This is a genomic window from Lentzea tibetensis (assembly GCF_007845675.1).
Taxonomy (GTDB): Bacteria; Actinomycetota; Actinomycetes; order Mycobacteriales; family Pseudonocardiaceae; genus Lentzea; species Lentzea tibetensis.
On record NZ_VOBR01000053.1, the window covers coordinates 20,844 to 28,218 of the forward strand.

The following is a 7,375-nucleotide window of genomic DNA, read 5'->3' on the forward strand; positions in this document are numbered from 1 at the left end:
GATGCTCAAGGGTAGATCGTCTGACCGTCCGCCAGCATGTCGACGAACTTCTCGATGCGCCGCGCCCGCGTCTCCGGCTTCTTGGCGTCGTGGATCCGGTGCAGGATCGCGTACCTGTTCCTGCTGTTCAGCGTGGCGAAGAAGGCACGCGCGGCCGGCCGCGCGTCCAGGGCGGCCAGCAGGTCCGCGGGCACCTCGATCGTCGCCGGACCGGCGTACGCGGCGTCCCACCGCCCGTCGGCCTTCGCCCGCGACACCTGCTCCAGCCCCGCGGGCTTCATCCGCCCGGCCGCGGTCAACGCCTCCACGCGTCCGCAGTTGGTCTTCGACCACTTGCTGCGCGCGGTGCGCGGCGTGTAGCGCTGGAGGAAGTACTGCTCGTCGAGCGACCGCGACTGCCCGTCGATCCACCCGTACAGCAGCGCGCCCTCGACGGCCTCGTCGTAGGTGATGCTCGGCAGCCCGGAACCCTTGCGCGCGAACTTGATCCACACCTCGCGCTCGGTGGCGTGGTGCTCAGCGAGCCACGCCTCCCACACCTCAGCCGTCTCGAAGATCAAGGTTTCGCCAGGCACAGCACCAGGTTCTCATAGGGCACGCCGACCTCGGTCTCCTCCGGACAACCACCGCCCGACGAAACACCGACCACGCGCACGGTCACGCGCGGCGCCGAGCAGTCGAACTTCGTCACCTCGGACGACTGGATGTCGTCGGTGTCGAGCTCGAAGCAGTCGCCCTCGCGCGCGTTCGGCAGCAGGCACAGCGCGACGTTGTTCCTGGTGTCCCGCAACATCTTGTACTCGCCGCGCGGACACGTCGCCGACGACACCACCGAACCGACCCGCAGCGAGGCGCGCTCGGCCGCGCAGTCGATGGTCGAGATGCCGACGTCGTTCTCACCCGGCCCGGAGAAGCGCACGCAGTCGCCGGGGCGGGCCTTCGAGTAGTCCGTGAGGATCAGCGAGGCCGCCGCCGGCGGTTCTGGTTCGGGATCGGGGAACAACGAGTCGACCGCGGTGCTGACACCGACGGTGGCGGAGACCGCGAGCACCACCAGCACCGTATTTCGGATGCCCTCCTGCACGTCGGCAGACTAGCTTGGCCCGATGCTTATCCGCCGGGAGAAACCGTCCGACGCCACCCCCATCGCGGCCGTGACCAGGGCCGCTTTCGGCGACGGCCCAGAAGTTCCACTGATCGGGTGGCTGCGCGAGGACGAGGGCTGGATCCCCGAACTGTCGTTCGTCGCCGAGAAGGACGTGACCGGCGAGGACGTCATCGGCCATGTCGTCTGCACGCGCGCGTACATCGGTGACGTGCCCGCGCTGGGCCTCGGCCCGTTGAGCGTGCACCCGGACCACCAGCGCAGCGGCGTCGGCAAAGCCTTGATGCACACCGTCATCGGCGCGGCGGACGCGCTGGGTGAACGCGTCGTCGTGCTGCTCGGCAGCCCGAAGTACTACTGCCGCTACGGTTTCGTGCTCGCCGAGGAGTTCGGCATCACCCCGCCGGTCGCCGAGTGGGCCCCGCACTTCCAGGCGCGGCCGCTGAGCACCTGCGGCGAGGTGCCCAGCGGCGCGTTCCGCTACTCGGAGCCGTTCAACCGGATCTAGGGCCGCTGATCCACCGCGTCGACGAAGCCGGACTGGACGATCGCGCGCTCGGTGTCGCCGAGGAACTCGTAGGTGGTCGCGTCGAACACCAGCGTCCACCGGTTCCCCTTGAGCACCGCCGAGGTGACGCCGATGCCCGGCCTGCCAGAGCCGTCCTTGACGTCCCGCACCACCACCAGATCCGGCATCTTCGACATCGCCTCGAACAACGTGGCGCGCTGCTGCGCGGGCAGGTACTGCTCCACCACCAGGCTCGCGACGTTCTTGTAGGTGATGTCCCTCCGCTCACCCTTGAGGTACTCGGCCATCGCGTCGGCGTTCGTCGGCAGGTCGGACCGGTACACGCCCTGCGGCTCGCACGGGTACCAGAGGCCGGGTATCTCCCGGTCGCCGATCACACCGGCGCTGCGGCCGTTGCGGCAACCGGGCAGCAGTGCGCGATCACCCTTGGGCTGCTCCAGGATCAGCAGCCCGTCGTGGGTGCCGTCGACGGACTGCCAGCTCTCCCGTTCACCGGTGCGCACGTAGTAGAACTGGTCTGGCCGTGGGACCGCGTCGGGCTTCGCACGTGCCGCGGCGGCCGCGTGGTTCAGCAGCTGCACGGCCGTCTCCACGGGCTGCGGGGCGGCGCTGCTGGTGAGCGCGGCGTCCTGCCGGACGGGCGCGGGCGAACCGAACGGCACCAAGGTGACCACCGCGGCGACAGCGGCGGCGAGTCCCAGTGACGCGACGCCGATGATGCCCATCCGGCGCCACTTGCGGGGACGCATGCCCGCCACGAACCGAGCACGGGCGGACGCGAGGTCGTCAGCCGACCTCATGGGCGTCTCGTCGCCCAGCTCCCGAACCAGCTGAAGGTCATCCATTGTTGAGCAACTCCTCGACCTCGGTGTGGTTGTCGGTACCCAGTGCCTCCCGGACCTTGCGTCGCGCGCGGTGCAGCCGTGACCGCACCGTGCCGACGGGGACTCCCAACGCGGCCGCGACCTCGTCGTAGCTGAGCTGCTCCCACGCGATCAGCAGCAGCACGTCGCGGTCCGCGGTGGACAACGACGCGAGCGCGCCGGTGAGCATCGACCGCATGGCCTGAGCGGTGACGTCGGCCGCGACCCGGTCGGCGTGATCCGACTCGTCGGGAACGACCGACGGCATCCGGTACCGGCGCACCTCCTCCCTGCGGTGCTGCCCGACCAGGTTCGTGGCGATCCCGTACAGCCAGGGCCGGGCGTCCGGACGACCGAGGTCGTACCTGCCGCGTTTCGCGAACGCGGCGAGGAACGTCTCGGCCAGCAGGTCGTCCGCGACCTGCTGACCGAGCCGCCGAGCCAGGTACCGCTGGATGTGCGGCGCGTGCCGGTCGAAGATCGTCGCGAACGTCTCCGGCACGCGCAGCGATCGCTCGATGAGCTCCGCGTCGGTGGAAGTCACTGGGTTCACACCCTTGATCAGCAAAACGCGCCGATCGAGTTCACGATCGGCGCGTTTCAGCCTTGCTGACTCAGGCCTGAGCGGTGAGCGAGAAGCTCAGCACCGCCGTCGCCGTGAAGTCGATCGCGGGCTCGGAGCTCGGCCACGACCGCAGGTCGTCGGCGAACACCGAGGTCTTCGAGTCGAACTCCTTGGTGTACGGCTTGGTGCACTCCACCGAGCCCTCCGGCATCTCGCCGAGGTCCGCGAAGTACTCGGCGTTGTTCGGGCCGTTGATCACGGCACCGACCAGCACCTTGCTACCGCCGTTCGGCGAGCCGGACAGGTTCGCCGCCTGGTGGTGCGGGCACTCGGGGAACTTCGAGCCGACCCCGACGACGAGCGTCGTGCCCCACGCGTTGGAACCGAGCACGAAACCGCGCTGCTGGGTGCCGAACGCGTCGAACTTCTTGTCACCGGTGAGCTTCTGGTACAGCTCGGCGGTCGCGACGAAGCCGAAGCTGCGGGACGCGGCGTCGAAGTTCGTGACGTCCGCGGCCGTGCGGAACGGCGACGTGGCCGACGCGTCGAGACCCTGCTGGAGCTGACGCTTGAGGTCGCCGACGAGCTGCGCCTCGGTCACCTCCGCACCCGGAACGCCCGCCCGCACGAGGCGAGCCAGGTCGTAGTGGCCGAGCGCGCTGGTGTTGTAGACGTTCAGCGTGTCCTTGTCACCGCTGGCCAGGTACACCGACGCCCAGTGCGTGGCCTGCTTCGCGAGCGAGCCAGCCCGCGGGTCCTTCAGCGCCTTGGCCGCCACCGCGAGCTGGGTGGCACCGAACTCGAGGTCGTCGGCCCAGGAGTCCTCGGGGTAGTAGGCGTGCGGGAACGCGGTGACGAGCTCACCGACGTCGGTGGTCTTCGCCAGCGCGAGCAGCTGCGCGCCCTTGTCGAGGTAGGACTTGGCGAGCTTCGGGTTGCGCGACGCCTCGATCTGCGCGGCGAGCGCGAACGAAGCCGACACGCGGCCCGCGAGGTTCGGGCTGACCTTCTCGCCCGCGGCGTTCGCGCGGAACACCGGGCGGTACTTGATGAAGTACTCGCTGTCGCCCGGCTTGACGTCCAGCTTGTCGTCGGCCTCGGGCAGGCGCCACACGTCGTGGTCGCCGACGAAGCCGAACTCCTCGCTGCCGGTTCCGATGCCGACCTGGGCGTAGAGCACGCCCTTCTTCTCGTCGAACGCCTTGTCCAGCCACTTGAGGCCGAACTTCGCCTCGTCGTCCAGCGCCTTGTTCGACCGGCCGCGCAGCGCGAGCAGCATGGACGCGGTCGAGTACGAGCTGGCGTGGGTGAACTTCACGAAGTCGCCCGCGTCGAACCAGCCGCCCTCGAGGTCGACCTTCGCACCGGTCGCCTTGAGCGGCGCGGCGATCTCGTCGCCACCTTCGCCCTTGAAGACCGGCGTCTCGTAGACGAGGCCCTCGCGGTCGGTGAGGTGCGACGGCTTGCGGTTCAGCCTGCCGGGCACGATGTCCGCACCGTCGCGCTGCGCCTGGAAGAACTCGACGGTGTTGTGCGCGACCGGCGAGAACAGCTTGTTCTGCGTGTCGATCTTGAACGACGGCGAGGTGGTGCCGCCGGCCTTCACCCGGTACGTGCCGGGCTGCATCACCTTCGAGAAGTCGATCGGGTGCACGGCCGCGAACTTCTCGCTCCAGGCGCCGAGGCTGGCGCCGACCTTGCCCGAGTAGACGGTGCGACCGCGGCTGTCGACGACCGAGAACTTCGCACCCGCCTGCCCGCCGAGCAGGTACGCCTGCTTGGACTCGGCGACGCCGTAGCCGACCTGGTCGAGCCGGATGTGGCCGGTGGGCGCCGCGTTCGCGGGAGCGGCCGCGGCGACCATCGCGGTGAGAACGGCGGTGAGCGCCGCCCGTCTGAAGCGCATGGGAACTCCCGTTCCAGGCCCGGCGGTGGCCTACGGTTAAGAAAGTTGCCTAATTGAGGCTGGAGACTAGCCGCCGGTTCCTGGCTTCACCAGCCTTCGGGAGGTTCCAAAAAGGCCGCCGCAAGATCACGAGAAAGCGACAAAGCTCGCAGAACCCAGCTCTGCGTGGCACCCGCGAGACCGCACGTCGGCGTCGGGACGGCGAGCTCAGCCAGCGTTGACCTGGGGAAACCAAGCCGGTCGACGATCGTGAACGCCCGCTGGCCGACCTCTTTCAAGGTCACCGGGTGGCCGGGGTCGGTGCTGGGCACCAGACCGAGCAGCAACTGGGTGCGCGCTTCGAGCGCCTCACCCAGTTCGTCGAGGCCCTCGGCGTCGCTGATGAGCGTGGCGTCGAACGCGATGGTCTTCGCGCCCGCCTCGCGCAGCAGCCTCATCGGCGGCTTGGGCGCGCAGCAGTGCACGATCACGTCGCCGAGCGGCTCGATGACGGACGCGAGCACCGACCGCGCGTCCGGCTCCGGCACGGCGGCCACGGTGCCGAGCTTGGACGGCGTCGGCAGCAGACCCTGCAGCACGGCGGGCAGTCCGGGTTCGTCGAGCTGCACGATCACCTTCGCACCGGTGCGCCTGGCGACCTCGGCCGCGTGCAGTGCGACGCCCTCGGCGAGCGACTCGGTGAACTCCTTCAGCGCACCCTTGTCCGTGAGCACGCGATGGCCGCGCATGAGCTCGATGTTGGACGTGAGCGTCCACGGTCCGACCGCCTGGACCTTCACGAACTCCGGCTGCGCGCCCGCGGTCTCCAGCGCCTCCTCGAAGGCGTCGAGGTCTCGCCGCATGAAGTCGACGGCGCGCCGGTGGTCGCGCCCCGGCCGCGCGCTGACCCGGTAGCCGGAGGTGACGACCTCGATGGAGAGGTCGACGAGCAGCCCGGCCGTGCGGCCGATCATGTCCGCGCCGACACCGCGGGCCGGCAACTCGGGGATGTGCGGGAAGTCTGGCAACTCACCGACGACGATTCGCGCCGCCTCGTCCGGATCCGTTCCCGGCAGTGAACCGATACCTGTCGCTCCGCGCATCCGGGAAGTCTCCCATTGTCCGCGAGACAGAAAAGGTCTAGACCCATTGACGATGTGGTCTAGGCCACTTACCGTGACTGAGCAGGTGCTGAGTGTTGGCACTTTCCCTGCACGTGGTGCGGGAACGCGATCGCGCCCCGCGTTCCCGCACCCACCCTCACCCTGGAGGGCTCATGTCCCGAGTCGCGCTCCTCGCCGCGAGTGCCGCACTGCTCACCGGGATCCTCATCGTTCCCGCGTTCGCCGCTCCCGACGCCACCGCCGCGTTCAGCCAGGACTCCGCGTGGAGCAGCGGCTACCAGGGCAAGTACACGATCACCGCGGGCTCGTCGGCGCTGTCCGGCTGGAAGCTCGAGTTCGACCTGCCGTCCGGCAGCACGCCCGGTTCCTACTGGGACGCCACGCTGTCGAGCACCGGCTCGCACCACACGTTCACCAACCGCGAGTACAACGGCTCCGTCGCGGCGGGCGCCTCGGTCAGCTTCGGCTTCCTGGTCAGCGGAACCGGCGTGCCGACCGGGTGCAAGCTGAACGGCATCGCCTGCGGTTCGGGTTCGACGCCACCGACCACGCCGTCGAGCACCGGACCTTCCGACGTGCCACCGACACCGGGCAGCGCGCGGGTCGCACCGTACATCGACATCACGATGCCGTCGCCGTCACTGGTGTCGGCGTCGAACGCGACCGGGCAGAAGGTGTTCACGCTCGCGTTCGCACTGGGCAGCAGCGCCGGGTGCGTGCCGGCGTGGGGCGGCACGGTCCCGCTGAACGACTCGCGGATCATCAACGACGTCAACGCGTTGCGCGCATCCGGCGGCAGCGTGATCGTCGCGACCGGTGGCGCGATGGGGCCGTACCTCGAGCACGTCTGCAGCACCTCCGACGCGCTGTACAACGCGTACGTGGCGGTGCTGAACGCGGTGGGCAGCAACAGTTTGGACGTCGACGTCGAGGCGTCGATCCCGATGACCGTGGTCAACACGGCGCTGAAGCGGTTGCAGGACACGCGGGGCACGACGATCAGCTACACGATGCGGATCCAGGGCCAGGACTACGGCATGGACCCGTTCTCCGTGCAGATCCTGCAGGACGCCGCGGCCAAGGGCGTCAACGTCGTCGTCAACCCGATGCTGATGAACTTCGGCTACACCGGCAACTGGGGCGACGCGATGGTCGCCGCGTCCAACGCGACACTGGGGCAGATGCGGCAGGTCTGACGCACCACCTGGGCATACCTGGCGATATCTGGCGTGACCAGGCGAAACAGCCTCAACTGTTGATCTCCGGTACAGATCCGGTACGAACCTGGCTCAGCGCGCCGTTGA

Annotated in this window: 8 protein-coding genes; 2 read left to right on the forward strand and 6 right to left on the reverse strand. The window is 69.0% G+C overall.

Features of this window, described 5'->3' with window-relative positions; all coding sequences use genetic code 11:
- Nucleotides 1-5: 5 nt before the first annotated feature.
- Both FKR81_RS41495 and FKR81_RS41500 read right to left on the reverse strand, forming a co-directional pair.
- Nucleotides 6-575: a YdeI/OmpD-associated family protein gene (locus FKR81_RS41495; protein WP_146360867.1), complete on the reverse strand. Its 570-nt coding sequence runs from the start codon at nucleotides 573-575 to the stop codon at nucleotides 6-8.
- A complete protein-coding gene (locus FKR81_RS41500; RefSeq protein WP_146360869.1) occupies nucleotides 557-1,084 on the reverse strand; it encodes an LppU/SCO3897 family protein in 528 nt (175 codons plus the stop codon). Before FKR81_RS41500 ends, FKR81_RS41495 begins: the two co-directional genes overlap by 19 nt.
- Before the next feature lie 22 nt (nucleotides 1,085-1,106).
- Here FKR81_RS41500 and FKR81_RS41505 point away from each other — a divergent pair, with 22 nt between their 5' ends.
- Nucleotides 1,107-1,613 (forward strand): GNAT family N-acetyltransferase, encoded by a 507-nt coding sequence (locus tag FKR81_RS41505; protein ID WP_146360871.1) that lies wholly within the window; start codon nucleotides 1,107-1,109, stop codon nucleotides 1,611-1,613.
- Here the strand turns inward: FKR81_RS41505 and FKR81_RS41510 are convergent.
- The 4 genes from FKR81_RS41510 to FKR81_RS41525 form a co-directional block, all read right to left on the reverse strand.
- Nucleotides 1,610-2,479, reverse strand: a complete 870-nt coding sequence (locus FKR81_RS41510; protein ID WP_146360873.1) for a CU044_5270 family protein — start codon at nucleotides 2,477-2,479, stop codon at nucleotides 1,610-1,612. The genes FKR81_RS41505 and FKR81_RS41510 overlap by 4 nt on opposite strands.
- A complete protein-coding gene (locus FKR81_RS41515) occupies nucleotides 2,472-3,041 on the reverse strand; it encodes an RNA polymerase sigma factor (RefSeq protein ID WP_146360875.1) in 570 nt (189 codons plus the stop codon). The genes FKR81_RS41510 and FKR81_RS41515 overlap by 8 nt, the downstream gene beginning before the upstream one ends.
- 70 nt (nucleotides 3,042-3,111) lie before the next feature.
- Nucleotides 3,112-4,968, reverse strand: a complete 1,857-nt coding sequence (locus tag FKR81_RS41520) for a glycoside hydrolase family 9 protein (protein ID WP_146360877.1) — start codon at nucleotides 4,966-4,968, stop codon at nucleotides 3,112-3,114.
- A gap of 86 nt (nucleotides 4,969-5,054) precedes the next feature.
- Nucleotides 5,055-6,050 carry a methionine synthase gene (locus FKR81_RS41525; protein WP_146360879.1) on the reverse strand — a complete coding sequence of 332 codons (996 nt, stop codon included), beginning with the start codon at nucleotides 6,048-6,050 and terminating at the stop codon, nucleotides 5,055-5,057.
- Between the two features lie 173 nt (nucleotides 6,051-6,223).
- On the opposite strand from FKR81_RS41525, the gene FKR81_RS41530 reads away from it, so the two are divergent.
- A complete protein-coding gene (locus tag FKR81_RS41530) occupies nucleotides 6,224-7,267 on the forward strand; it encodes a cellulose binding domain-containing protein (protein ID WP_146360881.1) in 1,044 nt (347 codons plus the stop codon).
- The last annotated feature ends 108 nt before the right edge of the window (nucleotides 7,268-7,375 follow it).